The organism is Streptomyces sp. NBC_01142 (genome assembly GCF_026341125.1).
GTDB lineage: Bacteria > Actinomycetota > Actinomycetes > Streptomycetales > Streptomycetaceae > Streptomyces.
The window spans coordinates 17,899-33,902 of the sequence record NZ_JAPEOR010000005.1 but is presented as its reverse complement, the minus strand read 5'-3'; the positions used below and the strand labels follow the sequence as shown (position 1 = coordinate 33,902).

18 protein-coding genes are annotated in these 16,004 nt (G+C 70.3%); 5 read left to right on the top strand and 13 right to left on the bottom strand.

Translation table 11 applies throughout. From position 1 onward, the window contains the following. The first annotated feature begins 534 nt into the window (after positions 1–534). Together OG883_RS43595 and OG883_RS43590 are read left to right on the top strand one after the other, a co-directional pair. Positions 535–1,338: a GntR family transcriptional regulator gene (locus OG883_RS43595; protein ID WP_266553920.1), complete on the top strand. Its 804-nt coding sequence runs from the start codon at positions 535–537 to the stop codon at positions 1,336–1,338. Then, positions 1,335–1,901, top strand: coding sequence for a GNAT family N-acetyltransferase (locus OG883_RS43590; protein WP_266553918.1), 567 nt, complete (start codon positions 1,335–1,337; stop codon positions 1,899–1,901). The genes OG883_RS43595 and OG883_RS43590 overlap by 4 nt, the downstream gene beginning before the upstream one ends. Positions 1,902–1,936: 35 nt before the next feature. On the opposite strand, the gene OG883_RS43585 is transcribed toward OG883_RS43590, so the two are convergent. Further along, positions 1,937–2,386 (bottom strand): hypothetical protein, encoded by a 450-nt coding sequence (locus OG883_RS43585; RefSeq protein WP_266553916.1) that lies wholly within the window; start codon positions 2,384–2,386, stop codon positions 1,937–1,939. A gap of 116 nt (positions 2,387–2,502) precedes the next feature. Here OG883_RS43585 and OG883_RS43580 point away from each other — a divergent pair, with 116 nt between their 5' ends. Next, positions 2,503–3,510, top strand: coding sequence for a DUF6624 domain-containing protein (locus OG883_RS43580; protein ID WP_266553914.1), 1,008 nt, complete (start codon positions 2,503–2,505; stop codon positions 3,508–3,510). A 223-nt stretch (positions 3,511–3,733) separates the two neighbouring features. On the opposite strand, the gene OG883_RS43575 is transcribed toward OG883_RS43580, so the two are convergent. The 4 genes from OG883_RS43575 to OG883_RS43560 form a co-directional block, all read right to left on the bottom strand. Next, positions 3,734–3,907 carry a hypothetical protein gene (locus OG883_RS43575; protein WP_266553912.1) on the bottom strand — a complete coding sequence of 58 codons (174 nt, stop codon included), beginning with the start codon at positions 3,905–3,907 and terminating at the stop codon, positions 3,734–3,736. After that, entirely contained in the window at positions 3,907–4,068 is a 162-nt protein-coding gene (locus OG883_RS43570) for a hypothetical protein (protein WP_266553910.1), read from the bottom strand. The genes OG883_RS43575 and OG883_RS43570 overlap by 1 nt, the downstream gene beginning before the upstream one ends. 295 nt (positions 4,069–4,363) lie before the next feature. After that, on the bottom strand, positions 4,364–4,573 hold the full coding sequence (locus OG883_RS43565; RefSeq protein WP_266553908.1) for a hypothetical protein: 210 nt from the start codon (positions 4,571–4,573) through the stop codon (positions 4,364–4,366). 151 nt (positions 4,574–4,724) lie between these two features. Then, a complete protein-coding gene (locus tag OG883_RS43560; protein WP_266553906.1) occupies positions 4,725–5,285 on the bottom strand; it encodes a hypothetical protein in 561 nt (186 codons plus the stop codon). A gap of 295 nt (positions 5,286–5,580) precedes the next feature. On the opposite strand from OG883_RS43560, the gene OG883_RS43555 reads away from it, so the two are divergent. Next, on the top strand, positions 5,581–5,946 hold the full coding sequence (locus tag OG883_RS43555) for a type II toxin-antitoxin system Phd/YefM family antitoxin (protein WP_266553904.1): 366 nt from the start codon (positions 5,581–5,583) through the stop codon (positions 5,944–5,946). Positions 5,947–6,691: 745 nt separating this feature from the next. On the opposite strand, the gene OG883_RS43550 is transcribed toward OG883_RS43555, so the two are convergent. The 5 genes from OG883_RS43550 to OG883_RS43530 are packed head-to-tail and all read right to left on the bottom strand — an operon-like array spanning position 6,692 to position 10,857. Then, positions 6,692–7,759: a UDP-N-acetylmuramate dehydrogenase gene (locus OG883_RS43550; protein ID WP_266553902.1), complete on the bottom strand. Its 1,068-nt coding sequence runs from the start codon at positions 7,757–7,759 to the stop codon at positions 6,692–6,694. 17 nt (positions 7,760–7,776) lie between these two features. Then, on the bottom strand, positions 7,777–8,814 hold the full coding sequence (locus OG883_RS43545; protein WP_266553900.1) for a serine hydrolase: 1,038 nt from the start codon (positions 8,812–8,814) through the stop codon (positions 7,777–7,779). Continuing rightward, the gene (locus OG883_RS43540) at positions 8,814–9,026 is read right to left on the bottom strand and encodes a hypothetical protein (protein WP_266553898.1); all 213 of its coding nucleotides are present in this window, start codon (positions 9,024–9,026) and stop codon (positions 8,814–8,816) included. The genes OG883_RS43545 and OG883_RS43540 overlap by 1 nt, the downstream gene beginning before the upstream one ends. Beyond that, complete coding sequence (locus tag OG883_RS43535) at positions 9,023–10,126, bottom strand: hypothetical protein (RefSeq protein WP_266553896.1); 1,104 nt, start codon at positions 10,124–10,126, stop codon at positions 9,023–9,025. The genes OG883_RS43540 and OG883_RS43535 overlap by 4 nt, the downstream gene beginning before the upstream one ends. Before the next feature lie 5 nt (positions 10,127–10,131). Next, positions 10,132–10,857, bottom strand: a complete 726-nt coding sequence (locus OG883_RS43530; protein ID WP_266553894.1) for a hypothetical protein — start codon at positions 10,855–10,857, stop codon at positions 10,132–10,134. 243 nt (positions 10,858–11,100) lie between these two features. On the opposite strand from OG883_RS43530, the gene OG883_RS43525 reads away from it, so the two are divergent. Continuing rightward, positions 11,101–12,465 (top strand): helix-turn-helix domain-containing protein, encoded by a 1,365-nt coding sequence (locus OG883_RS43525; RefSeq protein ID WP_266553892.1) that lies wholly within the window; start codon positions 11,101–11,103, stop codon positions 12,463–12,465. Between the two features lie 22 nt (positions 12,466–12,487). Here OG883_RS43525 and OG883_RS43520 read toward each other — a convergent pair whose 3' ends face one another. From OG883_RS43520 to OG883_RS43510, 3 genes are all read right to left on the bottom strand, one after another. Then, entirely contained in the window at positions 12,488–12,616 is a 129-nt protein-coding gene (locus OG883_RS43520; RefSeq protein WP_266553890.1) for a hypothetical protein, read from the bottom strand. A gap of 79 nt (positions 12,617–12,695) precedes the next feature. Then, a complete protein-coding gene (locus OG883_RS43515) occupies positions 12,696–14,633 on the bottom strand; it encodes an ABC transporter ATP-binding protein (RefSeq protein ID WP_266553888.1) in 1,938 nt (645 codons plus the stop codon). Continuing rightward, positions 14,630–15,520, bottom strand: coding sequence for a phosphotransferase enzyme family protein (locus tag OG883_RS43510; protein ID WP_266553886.1), 891 nt, complete (start codon positions 15,518–15,520; stop codon positions 14,630–14,632). Before OG883_RS43510 ends, OG883_RS43515 begins: the two co-directional genes overlap by 4 nt. Positions 15,521–16,004: the final 484 nt, after the last annotated feature.

Sequence of the window (16,004 nt, the reverse complement as noted above, 5' to 3'; positions counted from 1 at the left end):
CGGACTCCTCGCTGAGTGAGGTGTTCGGATGAGGCCCTGGCGGGAGTGGCGACTCCCCAGAGGGGCCGAGGGCGGCCCCGGCCGGGATTAACTCCTGGTCGGGGCCGTCGTGTTGGCCAGACGGCCAAGGCCACGGCACACATGAGGTGTGCCGGGCCTTGGTTGCCTGGACTGTCGATTGCGCCCGGTCGAGTGGCCGTCCGGCGATGCCGATCGGCAGCCCGCGGGCGCTCAGTCCTGTGTCCGCTGTGCAGTTCTCAAGGAGCGGGCCCCATCGCGCGAGCCCCGGCAGTGCGCCGAATTGAGTTGCTTAGACCTGAAATGAGGTCGCAGACACCCAAACCTGTCAAGACAGGTTGTGGCGTCGATCACGAAGGTAGGCGATCACTTGGCGGTCCGTCAACACCTGTCTTGACAGGTTGAGTTGAATGGCGGCGCAATGAGGCTGTGGGAAGGTAAATGCCTTGGCGGTCGGGCTGTACGGCCCGCTGTGACTCTTGCTAACCTGTCGCGACAGGTTGCTAAGGTGCGGCCATGAGTACAAATCGCCCGCAGAAAGCGGAGAAGGCGACAGTCGACGACGTCGTCGCCCAGCTGCGCGAACGCATCCAAGCTGGGGACTTCCGCAAGCCGGACGGCTCTCCCGACAAACTCCCCTCCGCCCAGATCCTCGGTGACGAGTACGGGTTGAGCCGGCAGTCGATGGTGCGCGTGCTGGAGAAGCTGAAGGCCGAGGGCATTGTCCGGACACGCAAAGGCTCGGGCGCCTGGGTCCACGACTGGAAGCCGCTGATCTTCTTCCCCCAGTCGGAGTTCCACCAGAAGGCACCCAACGTCGACATCTACACGTCGCTGCTCGATGCCGCGCACCGCAAGGGCGACGCGCGCATGGACGAGATCACGCGCGAGCCGGCGGAGGAGCTGGTGCGCAGTCGGCTCGACCTGCGGGACGGCGAGTACGTGGCCGTGCGGCGCAGAACCAACATGGTGGACGGCACGGCGGCGCACACCGACGACTCGTACGTGGCGCTCCGCATCGTCGAGGGAAGCGACTGGGTGCTCCAGGACAACGTCGAACGCGGCACGAACCGGGTCCTCGCCGAGCTGGGACACGAGATCGTCCGCTCCATCGACGAGATCCACCCCCACACCACCACCCCGGGCGAGAACCTTCGTCTCGGCCTCGGGGAAGGCAACTCGGTGCCCGCCATCAAGATCGTGAGCACCAACTACGACGCCAACGACACGCCTGTCCAGGTCACCCTCTTCACGCTGCCGGCGCACCGCAACATCACGGTGTACGAGCGTTTCCGGACCACCGAGCGAGGCGGCGAGTGATCGTTGACCGGGCCGAGCCGGCCGACATCCCCCGACTGCTGAAGTTCCGTACGGACGCGGCGAAATGGCTGCGTGACCAGGGCAGCGACCAGTGGTCCACGCCCTACCCGCCCGAGCTCCTCACCGAGTCCGTGACGGCCGGCGAGGTCTATCTCTTTCGCCCGGCAGAGGCGGCTCCGCCCGTCGCCACAGTCACCCTCGACCGAAGGGCCGAACCAGTCCTGTGGTCCGCGGACGAGCGGTGCGAACCCTCCCTCTACGTCCACAAGTTGACCCTGGCGCGGCCCGGCAGCGGAGACCGACTCGGGGCCAGGATTCTGGACTGGTGCGGTGACCGGGCCGCCCGCAGCGGAATGAAGTGGCTGCGGCTCGACGCCTGGACGAGCAACACCCGGCTCCACGCCTACTACGAGCGGCTCGGGTTCACGCACATACGGACCGTCCACGATCCCGCCGCGTATGAGTCCGGATGGGTCGCCCAACGGCCCGCCATGCGATGCGAACTCCCCTTCCAACTCCAACCGGCGGGCGAGAACCAGGCGCCTGGAGATCACGCCTCCTGACCGTCTCGCAGCTGCCGGCCGCGGAGCGACGGGGCTCAGGAACCTTCCTGCGCCCCACCCCGCTGCAGCGGACGCACCAGCCACCGTCCGGGGGCGAGGTCCCGGACCTCATGGAATGGCACGACGCGGGGATCGGTGAGCGGGATCGTCGCCCCGAAGGTCCACCGCGAGAGCTCCCCTCCGTGCCGGAGCCCGTAGACGATCGCGATGCCCGAGGGCCGTGCGGCGGCCGCGGCGAGCGCGCCAAGCAGCCCGGTTATCAACTCGCCACCGCGAACGGGGGTGCAGGTCGCGACATGCACCCAGGAGGTGTCGGGGCCGGCGAGCTGAGCCACGATCCGCGCCGGCTGCCCCTCGACTGCCTTCGTGAGCGGCCCGGTGTGCTCGGCGTTGTCGGCGACCGGACCCCAGAGGTCGACGGCGATCACACGATCGGCTCGAACTAGCCGGTCGTCGGACAGTCGAAGCCAGGCTATTGCGGACATACGTGGCCCTCCGTTCCTTGATCAGGAACCGGACCGTACGGGCGCGAAGCTGTGGACAGAGGCGGCGCGGGTAGGACCTCGTGCGGCCCGTGACGCACTGGCACCGGAGGATCGGCATGAAGCAGATTCGGCACACGACTGCGAGCACGTACTTCTTCGCGCGCTTCGGGGCCCTGTGGCGTATGTGCATGGTGGAGCACCCTCGACACGGCGGGTACCTGGCTCCGGGCGGACACGTCCGGGAAGAGCGCAACGAGCCGCCGGAAGACGCCGCGGTACGCGAAGCGGTCGAGGAATCCGGATACCGCCCGCGCCTCCTGCCGGCCCCGCTCCCCAGCGGCTACCCGCACCCCGGCGTCGCCGGTCCGTGGTGGACGGTGGACATGGGCGCCGGCCCCGATGGCCGTGCCGACGTTCGCCATCTGCACCGGGACCACATCTTCGTCGGCGTCGTGGCACTGCCGTACGAGCCGCAGGGCACGCCGGAGCTTCCGGTGCGCTGGGTGGATCGTGACGAGCTCGAGGTCCTGGACACTCCGATGGACACGAGGGTCCTCGGGGCTCACCTCTTCAAGGTCATCGACGCGGCCGTGCGGCCGCATGCCGCTGGCGCTCCGGACGAGGAGCTGGCCGCTGAGCTACTGCGGCGACAGGAGCTGGACCAGGAGGTGCGGCTGCTGCCGCGGGCGGCCCGCACGCCGGAGGCGATGGAGCGGTGGAAGCAGATTGACCTGGACAACCGGATCTGGCTGGAGCAACTCGTCGCCGCGCGGGGGTGGCCGGGCATCTCGGAAGTGGGGAAGCCTGCCGCCGCGGCCTTGTGGCTCCTGGCTCAACACAGCGATCCCGCGCCCGACTTCCAGCGGCAGTGCCGCGATCTGCTCGCGGACGCGATCCTGGCCGGCGAGGCGGACCCGCACCACGGTGCGCTGCTGGAGGACCGCGTCCGCGTCGCCCAAGGACGCCCGCAGGTGTACGGCACGCAACTTCTTGCGGACGAGGCGGGCGAGCTGTCGCCAGCGCCAATCTGGGACGCCGAGCGGGTCGAGCAGCGGCGGCTCGAGGTCGGCCTGGAGCCGATGCAGGACTATCTCCGAGCCTGCCGGAGGACCGCCGCAGGCTGAGGCGGACTGCCGCAGAAGGAGCGATCCGTGTCCCAGCTGGTGTCCCGACGATGGTCCGCGGCGTGGCTCCCTTCCGTGCGCGGCGGGAGGCGCCTTCGGCCCCACGGGGTTGAGGCGCGGGCGCTGACGGGCTCGGCAGGCGTGAAGCCAGAGCGCCGTCCCGGCTGAAGCCGGGACGGCGGGCGCTGCGTTCAACGAGGTGATCCAGGGGGACTGTTGGAAGTCAGAAGCTGCCGGGAGGCGCGTCCTTGTCGCGATCTTCCAGGCGGCTGCAGGTCAGCCGGTCATTGAGTGCCTGCTGGCCGGCCCTCTGCTCGGCCGTGAAGCCGCTCGGCGAGGAGGAACCGCCCTGCGTGGAACTGGTGGTGCTGTCGTCCTTGCTGCGTCCGAAGTTCATCACGCAGCCCCGTCCGGAGAGTTGCTGCTCCTGGTGGAGTTGCTCGCGCGCTCCCGGCTGAGGCGGGCGGCGGCGGAGCGGGCGTTCTCGGCGCCCTGCGCGGCGGTGCTGATCCGCCGGACGCGGCGTTCGAAGTCGCGGCCGCGGGTACGGTTGGCCATGCTGCTGAGCTCCTACCGGTTCGTGGTCTGTGGCTCGGTTGGCGAGGCCCTGGCCAGGTGCTGAAGACACCAGGCCAGGGCCGTTTCGTTGGTGAAGGCCCGGGAGTGGGATCGCTTCACGGGACGAAGGACTGGCCCTGGCAGGGGGTCGGTCGCCTTCATCGAGGCGGGGAAGCTCGGCGCGTTCCCTTGAGCCGGGCGGGGATCGCATGTGCTGGCGCGGGTGAGCGCCCTGGCGGAAGAGCGCGCCAGTCGCCCGCGTAACTGTCGGTGGACGAGGTCCGGCGATCGGCAGTCAGCGACTGTGACGGTGCTCAGGGTCGGCGAGGCCGGCGAGCAGCACTCCTTCGAGTGCAGCGACGTCCGCGGCCAGAAGGGTGCGGGCGTAATCGGTGTCCGCTCGATCAGGCCCGGCGCTCAAGACCGGCAAGTTCTCGCTCGATGCAAGGAGCTGACGGACGAGGTCCGCACGGCGTTCGGCCAGTCGTTGAATGTCAGCGGGCACGGGCCTCTCCTCTTGCTGTACGTGTGAGGGGGATGCGGGGGCTGCCGTCGGGTGCACTTCCGTACCGCAGTTGGTGGCGTTGCCCGGCGGCCGGTGCCGTGACCGCCGCCCGCGCGAGCGCGGGGCCGGTCACGACGTTGGGCGTGGGGGATCAGCCGCAGGCGATACGGCTCGGGGCCGTGGTCGCGGCGATCTTCACGTAGCCGATGTACGCGCCCCATCCGCCGTGCCCGCTGGAGATCTGCTCGACCTTGACCAGGTTGGGGTTGCTGGGGTGACACGCGATGATCCGCGCGCGGTCGCCCTCGCCCATGAGGCCCTTGATGGATCCTCCGGCATCGCGGAGGAAGAGGCCGCCGGTGCCCGGGGCGGGCGCCGTGGTGCCGGAGGGGGTGCTCGGCCGGCGATCGGTGCCGGGGTACTCCGTGACCTTGGTCGTCTCCCGCTTGCCCGTGATCGGGTTGGTGTCGGTCGTGTAGCTGCGGCCCGTCTTGTCCGAGCTGCCCCCGTCGCCGCGCTTGATGACGTCCGGGTATTCCGAGATCGTCGCCGTCTCCTTCTCACCGGTCACCGGGTTGGTGCGCTCCTCGGTGTAGGTGCGGGTCGGCTTGTTGGGGTCGGCGGTGTCGGCCTGGGCGGTGGTGGCGAGCAGTCCGAGCATTCCGGCGGCCGCGACGGCCGCGACGGTCGCGCGCTGGCTGGTGCTGTTCATCGGTGGAGCTCCTCGGTTCGTGAGGTTGATCGGGCTCGCCCGTGACCGGCGCTGAAGACGCCGGCCGGGGCGGATGAGGGGGAGGGGTGATTCCTCCTCTGGCGGTGCTGTGAGGTGCCCAGATGGGTTCAAGGGCACGACGAACTCGGCCTGTTCGAGGCGGAGGTGGCGCCGACGGGGCTTTCGCTCCGACGTGGAAGACCGTAGCGCAAAACCTTGAAGTTCGGGAAGTTATGGAAGTTCGGGAAGTGTGTGGGTGTCCTTGAAGTCCTGGCAGTCCGTACACTTCCGGCCCATGGAGACGACCAGCAGCAGCGCCGATGACACCCGCTCGGGGTGGAGTCCCGTATTCGCCCGGGTGCGCCTGAAGAAGGGCCACCACGTGGTGACCCGACACGGACGCGCGGCCGCTGTACTCGTGCCGGCTGACTGGCATGCGCAGGCCGGAGGAAAACTGGCGGACACGATCACCGCGCAGGTCGCCGTTCGCGGCTTGGCAGAACTACTCGATCGCGCCGAGGCCGGCGAGCATGTCGCGGTGACCTACCGGGGCAGAGCAGCCGCCGTCGCGGTCCCGCCGGAATGGCATGCGCAGGCGGCTGGCGAAACTCCCGCGAACGTTCCGACACCTGCATCGGGGCTGGCAGACTCCTCCGGCTGAACCAGCCGTGAGAGGCGGACGGCGCACACCCTGGCCGTCCCGAACACCAGAAACGACGCCCAATACGGGGGGACCGAACATGGACGGATCCGGGAAAGCTGCACGGGGGGCCGCATGGAGAGCCCGATGGCACAGGGGAAAGCCCCTCGCTCTGACGCGCGTCGCTGTGACCGACGCCGAGGCAGTCCTGGCGGAGATGGACGGCACACTGCCTCAAGAACTCGGCAACATGAGCCTGCACCATCCCGCTCTGGACGTGTCCGTGCGGAACCGCGGTGACCACCAGCACGTTGTGCGGCGGATACACGTCGAACTGAAGAAGATCACTAGTGCTTCTCCGGCCCACTCGCCCGAGGAGCGTTCACGGGTTCCGGACCGCCACGCTCGGCTTCGGCTCCCTACCTGGGCCGACCGGCGACAGACGGAGCAGATCCGTCCCACTTCTGCGTATCGAGTCCGGATCCCGCGGCAGGAGGGCAGCTACCAACTCAGTGCGAGCCAGTTGGTCGACCGCTGTGACGTGGACCGATTCCTCGTCTCACTCGTTACCCCGGAGGGCGGCAGCGGCCCCGAGGAGTACTCGGTAACGCTGACTCTGGACTGTGGCCGCCGCGGAAGAGGCCCAGGCCGCCTCCTGAGTACTGCCGCCCCTGTACGGGTCCGAATGTGACGTCAGCGATCATCGCCAGACACCCTGTCCCTGGGCCTCTCGATGCGCTGGTGGTCCTGAGCGGGGAGACAGGGACTAGGAGCATTCCGGCGCGCGCAGATGACGTGATGAGGTAGTCGCCATTGCGTTAGGCCGGATGGGCTCGGGCCTCAGCCGGATGCCGTCGGTTGCGAAGACGGCATCAGCAAGAGTGCACAGGGCGGCGGTGAAGGAGGCGGCCGTGGCCGCTTCGCGCGCAGCAAGGGTCAGGGTGCGGCCGCTGGAGCAGTACACCCCCGCGTCGATCCGGAGCCCCGGGCAGAACCCCGCCTGTTCGAGCAGCCAGCCGGCGCTCGCGCGCAGGGAGCCGTCCGGGCCACGTTGAACGGGCCCGCCGGAACTGCGGATCGTGGTCGCCTGGGCTGGGGTGACGGTCGGGTTGAGGAACACCGACCCCACCTGGCGGGAGTCCGGCCCGTCGTCGGGAATGTTGAGCCCGCGCAGGCGGCGGTCGTCGAGGACGGTCTGGGCCGCCTCGGCGAGTGGCGGCCGGGCGCCGAGAGGTGACGCGAGCGCGTCGGCGAGGTTGGGGTAAATGACGGGGGCAGCGAGTGCGCTTCGTGTCATGCGGAGGGCTATCTCGAGGATCGTCCACCGGCCGGGCCGGGTCTTGAACGTGCTGGTGCGGTAGCCGAAGCCGCACTCGGCCGACCGCAGTTCGACCAGTCGCAGCAGGTCCCAGTCGTAGGCCGTAATGCGGGTGAGGGTGTCGGATATCTGCTGTCCGTAGGCGCCGGTGTTCTGGACCGGGGCGGCGCCGGCGGTGCCCGGGATGCCGCCGAGGTATTCGATGCCGGATAGGCCATGGGCCACGGCGAACTCGACAACCTTGGCGAGCGGCTCTCCCGCCTGGACGACCACCTCCACGGACGCGTCGGCCAACGGCCGCAGGGCGATGCCGCATGTCGCCATGCGGATGACGGCGCCGGGGTACGCAGCGTCGTCCGCCAGGGTGTTGCTGCCGCCGCCGAGGACGAACGGGGCCCTGGTGCCCTGGACGCTGCGAACAAGGTCGAACCAGGTGCCGGGGTCGGCATGCGTGAGGAACTGGTCGGCGGGGCCGCCGAGGCGCAGGGTGGTGTGGTCGGCCAGCAGCTCACCCACAGGGTGCCTCCGGTTCGTCAGGTCGCGGAGATTGTCTTCAGCGCGAGGGCGCGGAGCGGGGCGATCTTGCTCCGGGCGTTGCCGTGGTAGACGGCGTTGGTGCAGATCACCAGGTAGCGGCCGGTGTCCGGGGCGAGATAGAGACTCGTGCCAGTGAAGCCGTGGTGGTACGCGACGCGCCCGCCGGCGGCCAGGATCCAGGACAGCCCGCGGTCCAGGCCCGGCTCGACCGCCGCCTGCGGGACGAGGCTGGCACGCAGCCATTCGCCCAGGGCGGCATCGGCATCGTCCGCGTACATGGTCAGCAGCCGGTCGGCGTACAGCGCGAGGTCGGCGGGGGTGGAGAACACGCCGGCGTGCCCGGCGACTCCGCCGAGCAGGGCGGCATTGTCATCGTGAGCCGCGCCCCAGATACGCGGTGCGCCCGGGATGCGCTGCTCGGTCGGCGCGACGCGGTGGGAGCGAGCCAGGGGCCCGTACATCGTCTCGGTCATGCCGAGCCTGTCCCACAGCACGCTGCCCAAGTCGTGGAGAGGAAGCTCGTTGACGTGGGCGAGCGCCAGTCCGAGCAGGATGTAGCCGCGGTTGATGTACCGGTGGGTGCCGGGGGCGTCCTCCAGCGGCTCCCGGCACAACAGTTCGTGCAGGGGCAGGTCCGAACCGCGGTAGTGGTCGAGGCGGGTGGATGCGCGAAGCCCCGAGGTGTGGGTGAGGAGTTGGCGTACGGTCGCCTCGGCGCTGGGCTTCTCACCGGTCATCGCTGGCAGGAAGTCGCGGATGGGCGCGTTCAGGTCGAGCAGGCCGTTGCTGAGGGCCTGACCGACCAGTGGCCAGGTGGCAACGACCTTCGTCAGCGAGGCGATGTCGTACGCCGTGGAGGGTGTGGGGGTCTCGTCGCCGCACTCCGGTGCGACCATGCCCGTGCTGATGTAGTGCGGGGTGGAACCGCGAGTGCCGCAGGCGATGACACCGCCCGGGGTGGCACCGTCGGCCACGACGGCTTCGAAGGTCTCGGTGAGGCGGGCGCTGTCGTCGGTGGTGAACGGGACGGGCATCAAGGGCCTCCGGGGGTGGTGGTGATCTCGGCTCCCAGCGTGGCGAGGTTGGGCAGCAGGTGGTCGTAGCCGCGCCGGAGATGGAACATCCCCCGGATCGTAGAGGGGCCGTCGGCGGCGAGAGCGGCGATCAGCAGCGCGGTCACCGCACGGATGTCTCGGGCCTCCACCGCGGCGCCGTGCAGCCGTCCGGGCCCGCGAACGCCGATCACCGGGCCGGTCGTGGTGATGTCGGCGCCGAAGGCGCGCAGGCCCTGGACGTGTGGGTGTCGCGGCGGGGGTAGACGCGCTCGGCGATCACCGAAGGGCCGTCGGCCTGCGTGAGCAGCGCGGCCAGCTGCGGTGCGGTGTCGGTCGGCAGACCCGGATGCGGCCCGGTCGCTGCCTCGACTGCCTGGAGCGGTCCGTGAGCCTGGGCGCGCACGCCGCCGTCCAGCTCCTCGGAGAGAACGACGCCTGTCTGAGCGAGGAGGCGGGCGAGACCGTCGGGGAAGTCGGCTGCGGTGATGTTGTCGAGGTGGATGCTGCCGCCGGTCGCGGCGGTGGCCATGGCCATGGTGGCTGCTTCGATGCGGTCGCCGGCCACCGGGAAGGCGCCGCCGGCGATCCAGTCGCTGCCGCTGACGTGCAGGCCCTCCTGGTCGAAGTGCATGAGGACGCCCCGGTCGGCGAGGAAGCGGACGGTCTCGGTGACCTCGGGCTCGATCGACGGGTGGGTGATCAGGCTGGTGCCGCGGGCGCGGGCAGCGAGCATGATCGCGGTCACCGTCGCCCCGAGGCTCGGCCCGTACGGGGTGTTCACGTCCACGGTGAACGCCCTCACCCCCCGGGGCCCGCACACCGCGCGGATGCTGTCGTCATCCGTGATGACCTCGGCGCCGGCGGCCTGCATCGCCGCGAGATGCCGGTCGATCAGCCGTGGACAGAACGCGTCGCCCCCGGGATAGGGGAAGGTGACCTGGCCGGCGCGCGCCAGCACCGCTGCAGCCAGCACCGCGGTCGTACGGACCTGTCGACCCAGCTCTGGGCCGATGACCGGGCGGACGCGGCGGGCCGGGGACACCGTGAAGCGGCCGTCCCGGTAGGCCGCGTCGGCTCCAGCACGGCGCAGGATCTCCGCGCAGACCCTTGTGTCGACGATGTCCGGCGCCCCGGTCAGGACGAGCGGGACATCAGACAGGACGGAGGCCGCGTACAGGTGCAGGGCGATGTTCTTGCTGCCCTGCACCGAGATGCGGCCGGACAGCGGGCGCCCGCCGTTGACCTGGACGACGGAGGCGTCGGCGGCGGTGCGGACGGAGGTGGCGGTCACGGCGCTCACCGGATCCGGGAGCCGGCGGGCAGGAAGCCGCCGACGTGGTCGCGGGGGTAGACCACGGTGCCGGGCCCGATCAGCGTGCCGGGCGACAGCACGGTTCCGGCAGGTAGCGCCACCTCATCACCGATGACGGCGCCGAACTTCGTCTGCCCGGTGGCGATGCGCTGGCCGTCCAGGTTGACGGTGATCTCCTCGAGCGCCGGTTCGGCGACCGGGCCACGGTCGCACCGCAGTCCGGTGGTGGAGCAGAACGCCCCGATGTTGACGCGCCGCCCGATCACCGAGTCGCCGATGAAGCCGGGGTGCTTCATGAAGACCTGCCCGGCGATCAAACTCCGGGTGACCTCCGCGCCGAAGCCGATGCGGCAGCCGGGGCCGATCACGCTGTGGTCGCGGACCAGAGCACCGGCCGAGATGACGGTTCCGGAGCACACCAGGACCGGACCGATCACCTGCGCACCCGCCTCGATGCGGGCACCGGTCTGGACGATGACCTCACCCTGGATCAGGGCACCGGTCTCGACAATGCCGCCGCCCGTGCTGCGCAGAAGGGTCCCGTCGTCGAGGTCGGCGGTCATGGCGCGCTTGATGTCGAAGACGCTGCGGCACCGCTCCAGCAGGGCGGTGACGTACGGGCCCAAGGCGTCGGGTTCGATGTAGTAGGAGGGGGCGAGTCGGGGGTCGGTGACGAGCACGGGGGACGGGGCGGGAGACGCAGAGTGCATCAGGACCTCCAGAGTCCGACCGGGACGGTTCTGGGAGGCGAACCGTCTGCCGTTGACGGTCGGCGCTGTCGCCCTGTCGGCGGGAGGGGCGCTGTCCTGGCCTGCAAAGCGGTTTGCATACGGTGCAAAGCCTCTGTCCGGGAGGCAGTCCTAGGACTACGGTGAGGTCGGCGCAGCCTCGGCTATCGGCGGGAACGAGGTACCGATGCGGTCATCAGGGCACGAGCGACCTGTGGGGCCGACGTGAAGCCCGGGGAACTGGTGCGGCAGACCCGTCAGGCCAAGGGCCTCACCCTCGCGCAGTTGGGCGAGAAGACCGGATACTCCGGCGCCCAGGTCTCCCGATACGAGCGAGGCGTCTCCCCGATGAACGACGTCGACGTACGCCGCCGGTTCGCTGACGCTCTCGACCTCCCGCACCAGGCACTCGGGCTCGCACCGCCCCCACCCCGCCCCGAAGTCCGACACGGTCAGCCGATCGGGGCAACTGCCGCCTTCCCCCGGATGCCCGCCCCTAGGGTGGGTAGCCATGGCCGGGAGGACGGTGAAGATCCCTTGCGACGCAGGAAGTTGATCGCGGGCCTGGCAGCCACGGCCGCCACAGCCGCCACATCCCCACTCCTTGGGCCCGGCACAGCCACCGCCCAAACGGACGAGACCCTGCTCGGCGATCTGCTCGTCACCAGCCTGCGCGATGCCATGCTCGGCCTCGGCCAGGCTCCTGCAGTGCCGCCGACCGCGACGCTCGCCACGGACCTCACCCGTGCGCTCGCCGACTTCGACGCGTGCCGCTACGCCAGCCTCGCCGTCCGCCTGCCCCGCCTTATCCGAGTCGGCCACGCCCGCACCGCCAACACCAACGAAGCGCAGGACTACGTACTCCTCGCCAAGAGCTACCTCCTGGCGACGCGCATGCTCGTCAAAATGGACGAACAGCAGCTCGGCTGGATGGCCGCCGACCGCGCCCGCCAGCTCTCAGAAGCCGGCGGCGAAGCCCTCACGGTCGCCGAGTCCGCCCGGCAACTAGCCGTCCTCGCACGAAAGGCCGGCTGGCATCAGGAGGCCCTGTCCATCGCCCTCACGGCCGCTGACCACCCAGACCTCCGCAGCGCCGGACGCGCGGGAGCAGCCCTGAGAGGACTCCTCGTCCAGAGCGCCTCCTACACCCTCGCCCGCCGCGGAGACCGCGACGGCATGCGAGAACTAACCGACGAGGCCGCCGCGATCGCCAAGGAACTCGGCGGCGCCACCCTGCTGCGCGACCACGGCGGAGGCTTCAGCCCCCTCACGGTGCAGCTCCACAAGATCAGCGCCGAGAACCACGCCGGGGACCCACTGGCCGCGCTGGCCGCCGCCCGCACGATCTCACTGAAGGCACTCCCCAGCGTCGAGCGCCGCTCCCGAGCCCTGGGCGACATCGCCGTCACCTACGACCGCCTCGGCCGGCGCAGCGACTGTGTTCGAACCCTTCTGGCGGCCGAAAGGTGCGCTCCCGAGGAGACCCACGCCCGCCCGGCAACAAAGTCGCTGATCTCCAGTCTGCTGGTCTCCGGGCCCACCTCGACGGAGCTACGCGGCCTCGCCGAGCGCAGTGGCGTTCTCATCTGATTTCGTAGGGCTTTGCCCACCTTCACCGGAACACCAACCCGTTGCACGGGAGCAGCTGCGCACAGCGGCCGTCGGTGCCGCGTTGCAGATGGCGGGTGCCGTGCGTGGTCCAGGGGCGCGTGTTGACTGCTTCGGGCTCGGGGCGGTGCATGGCGCTCCTTGGCGTCGGGGGAGTGGCGGGGCCGCGCCGGCTGCGCGGCCCCGCGTGGACCTCTGCTGGGGGCCGCGGGTCAGCGGTCCTGGGCGAGGGCGTACAGCTCGCCGAGCAAACTCCCCTCGGTCGCGACGAGTTCGTCGAAGGAGCCTTGCTCCCGGACGGTTCCCTGGTCGAGGACGATCACCCGGTCGGCCATCCGCACGTTGTCGAGGCGATGGGTGACCACCACGGTGATCCGATCCGGGGCCATAGCGCGGAGTTCCCGGAAGATCTGGTGCTCTCCGCGGGCGTCCATCTCGCTGGTCGGCTCGTCCAGGACGAGCACGGCCGGCTCCCTGTACATCGCTCGCGCGCAGGCCAACCTCTGCCACTGACCACCGGACAGCTCGTGTCCGCCCCAGACCGATCGGGCGAGCAAGGTTTCCAGCCCTTCGGGGAGCTCATGCAGGGCCGTGGTCATCCCGACTCGCTCGACTGCATCCCAGATCCGCTGATCGCCGTACTCGCGGGGCTGGCCCAGGGTGACGTTCTCCCGGGCCGTGAGCGGCCAATGTCCGTTCTTCTGCGGGACCAGGCCGACGTGCTGCCACACCGTCTCCGCGTCGGCGGTTGACAGGTCGGTTTCGTCCCAGAGTGCTTTGCCGGACGTGGGGACCGTGAGGCCCGTGAGCATGCGGATTAGCGTGGATTTGCCAGCGCCATTTTCTCCGACGAGGGCGACGACTTCGCCGCGGTTCAGGGTGAGGGTGATCGGCTGTACGGACGGGGTCTCCTTGCTCGGGTAGGTGTAGGAGGCGCCTTCGAGGCGGATCTGCTGCGGGGGCTTGGCCTGTACGGTGCCGCGCGCGGTGGTCATGGCGCGGACCTCGTCGATGAAGTCGTAGTAGTCGGAGAGGTAGAGGCCGTGGTGGAACATGACCGTCGAGTACCTGATGATCGAGTTCAGGGCGCGGCCGGCGGTCTGCGAGGCGACGATCGCGGTGCCTGCGATCGCGGTCGTCATGGCCCCGGCGAGGACCAGGCCGGCGAGCGAGGCCCACATGCCGAGGGTGAACAGGCCGCCGAGCGAGGCGGCCAGCAGCGTGATCCGCAGGTACGGGCGGGCCCCGGCGACCTCCCGCATCTCGACGCGGTCACACATCGACCGGTACCAGAAGTGCAGGTAGCCGCGCATGGTGTTGGCCCGGAGCTCGTCGGCGAGCTCGGCCGTCGTCAGCCACCAGCGCATCATGCCGCGGACATTGCGGGCGGAGATGGTCTGGTCGTGGACGCGGTAGTCGACCCGGGCGGCGATGACGCCGCCGAGTCCGCGGGGGACGACGGACAGTAGCAGCACGCCGAGGAGCAGGGGGTGCAAGGTGGTGAGCACCACGGCCGCGGAGGCGAGCTGGATGAGCCCGTTGGTGAGGGTCTTGGCGTCGTCGGCGAGGTCGACGGCGCGCAGCGCGCCGATCTCCGCCGCCTGGCTCCGGTCGCCGAACCCTTCCGCGTCGTAGGCGGCGAGTTCGGCCCGCATGTGGAGATCCACGAGCTGCAGGTCAGCAGCGGAGGCGATCTGCGGGTTCAGGCGCCGGGTCGCCCAGTCCGCGAGGATCCACATGGACGCGCCGGTGGCCATCGCGACGACGGCGACGGTCAGCGCCGGCCACGCGTGGGCCAGGCCCTGGCGGGGGTCGTCGACCATCAGCTGCGGCAGGGTCTTGGCGACGGCGGTGAGCATCACGGCCGTGCCGATGCCGGACAGCAGCTGGCACACGACGATCGTCAGGGCCATGCGCCGGTCGACGCTCCAGGCCAGTCGGGCCGTCTGGATCAGGGCCGCGGGGATGCGGCGGGCCATGTCCCACAAGGTGGCGTCGTCCATCGCCCGCCGGTGTTTGCGCCCGTTGTAGTCGAGCTCGGGCGGTGCGGAGGGCTGCGGAGCGCCCGTCCGAGCGGCCGGGAGCGACGCCGCCCCACCGCGTGCTGCGTCGATGGCCGGGGAGTCGGTCGGGTTGTGCGGTGCGGTCATGCGAACACCCCCGCCATCAGGCGGTTCAGGGTGCGCCGTCCGCGTGCGGTGACGTGGGGGTCGTCGAGCTTCGGTCCCCAGACCAGGCAGCTCACCGCGTCGATCGCTGCGAGGCATCTCAAGGCGTGCTGCTCCTCGACGGTGAGGTTGCGGCCGTAGCCCTGGAGGCACGCGGCCCGCAGGTCGGGCCGGTCGGTCCAGGTGGAGCAGGCCATCAGCACGAAGTCCTGCACGGCGGTCGCGGCCCGGGAGCGCTCGAAGTCGATCCATCCGGCCTGCTGCCGGGAGGTCGACCACATGAGGTTGCGGTCCCACGCGTCGCCGTGGATGTACGCGAGCGGCAGCGGCGGAAAGGTCCGCAGCTCCTCGGCCATCTGGCGCACGAGCTTGTGCTCCGGCGCGGTCAGCCGGTCCCCGGCCGCCGACAGGTGCCCCTCGGCGCCTTCGGCCGCGGTCTGCAGTGCCTGCTCCGCCTCGGCCCGTCGAGGGCCGGACAGATCACCGGCCGCGTGGAGGCGAGCCAGCAGGGCGCCGCCGTGCCGGTGCGCACGGGCCTCCTCCACGGGCGAAAGCTCCAGCTGCTTGAGCGGCCGTCCTGGGACAGCGGTCAGCAGCAGTGCCAGATGCTCCGCGCTGGAGGCGCGCAGCTGCGGAGCGCCGCCGGCGCCGAGGGCTGGTGCGGCACTTCGGAGTGCGAGCGTCTCGCGCTCGTACATCACGGCCTTGGGGGAGATCTTCAGGTAGAAGCGGAGTGCCTCGGGCAGGTCGAGCCGCCAGACGCGGGAGTTCTCGCGCGGATGGCTGACGTCCTTGACGGCGGGACGGGCGCCGAGTGCCCGGCTGGCCCACGCCAGCAGGGCCGGGGGCGGAGTGATCGGGTTGGTCATGCCCCCCACCCCGATGACGGTCGTGATGCTGCGGCGAACAGGACGCGGCGGACGTCGACGGGCCGCCGGTGCGCGAGGGCCTCGGCGGCCGCAGCAGGAGGGTTCTCGAGAACAGGGTGAAGGGTGACCAAGCGGACGGGATTCACGGTTTCTCCTCGGTGGTGGAACGGGGTAGAGCACCCGGACAACGGACCTGATCACAGGGCCGCTACGGGCAGCCGCGGGCGACGAGTCGAGTGAAGGTTCGACGCCGGGACGCGGACGGCAAGCGCCGTCTGCGTGGGAGGCTCCTCTCGCTTCGTTCGATTCACACGTACGGGGAAGGCGGCGGGACGGTCGCCCGAGCGGCGGCTTGCATGACGCGTCGACAGCACCCGTCTCCTTCGGTGTGGTGTGGCTGTGCTCTGCGGACGGACCTTCGCCCACGCCACTGACAATCCGCGGCCACCAGCACCGTGATCCGGTCATCCCCGGCCTCCCCTGC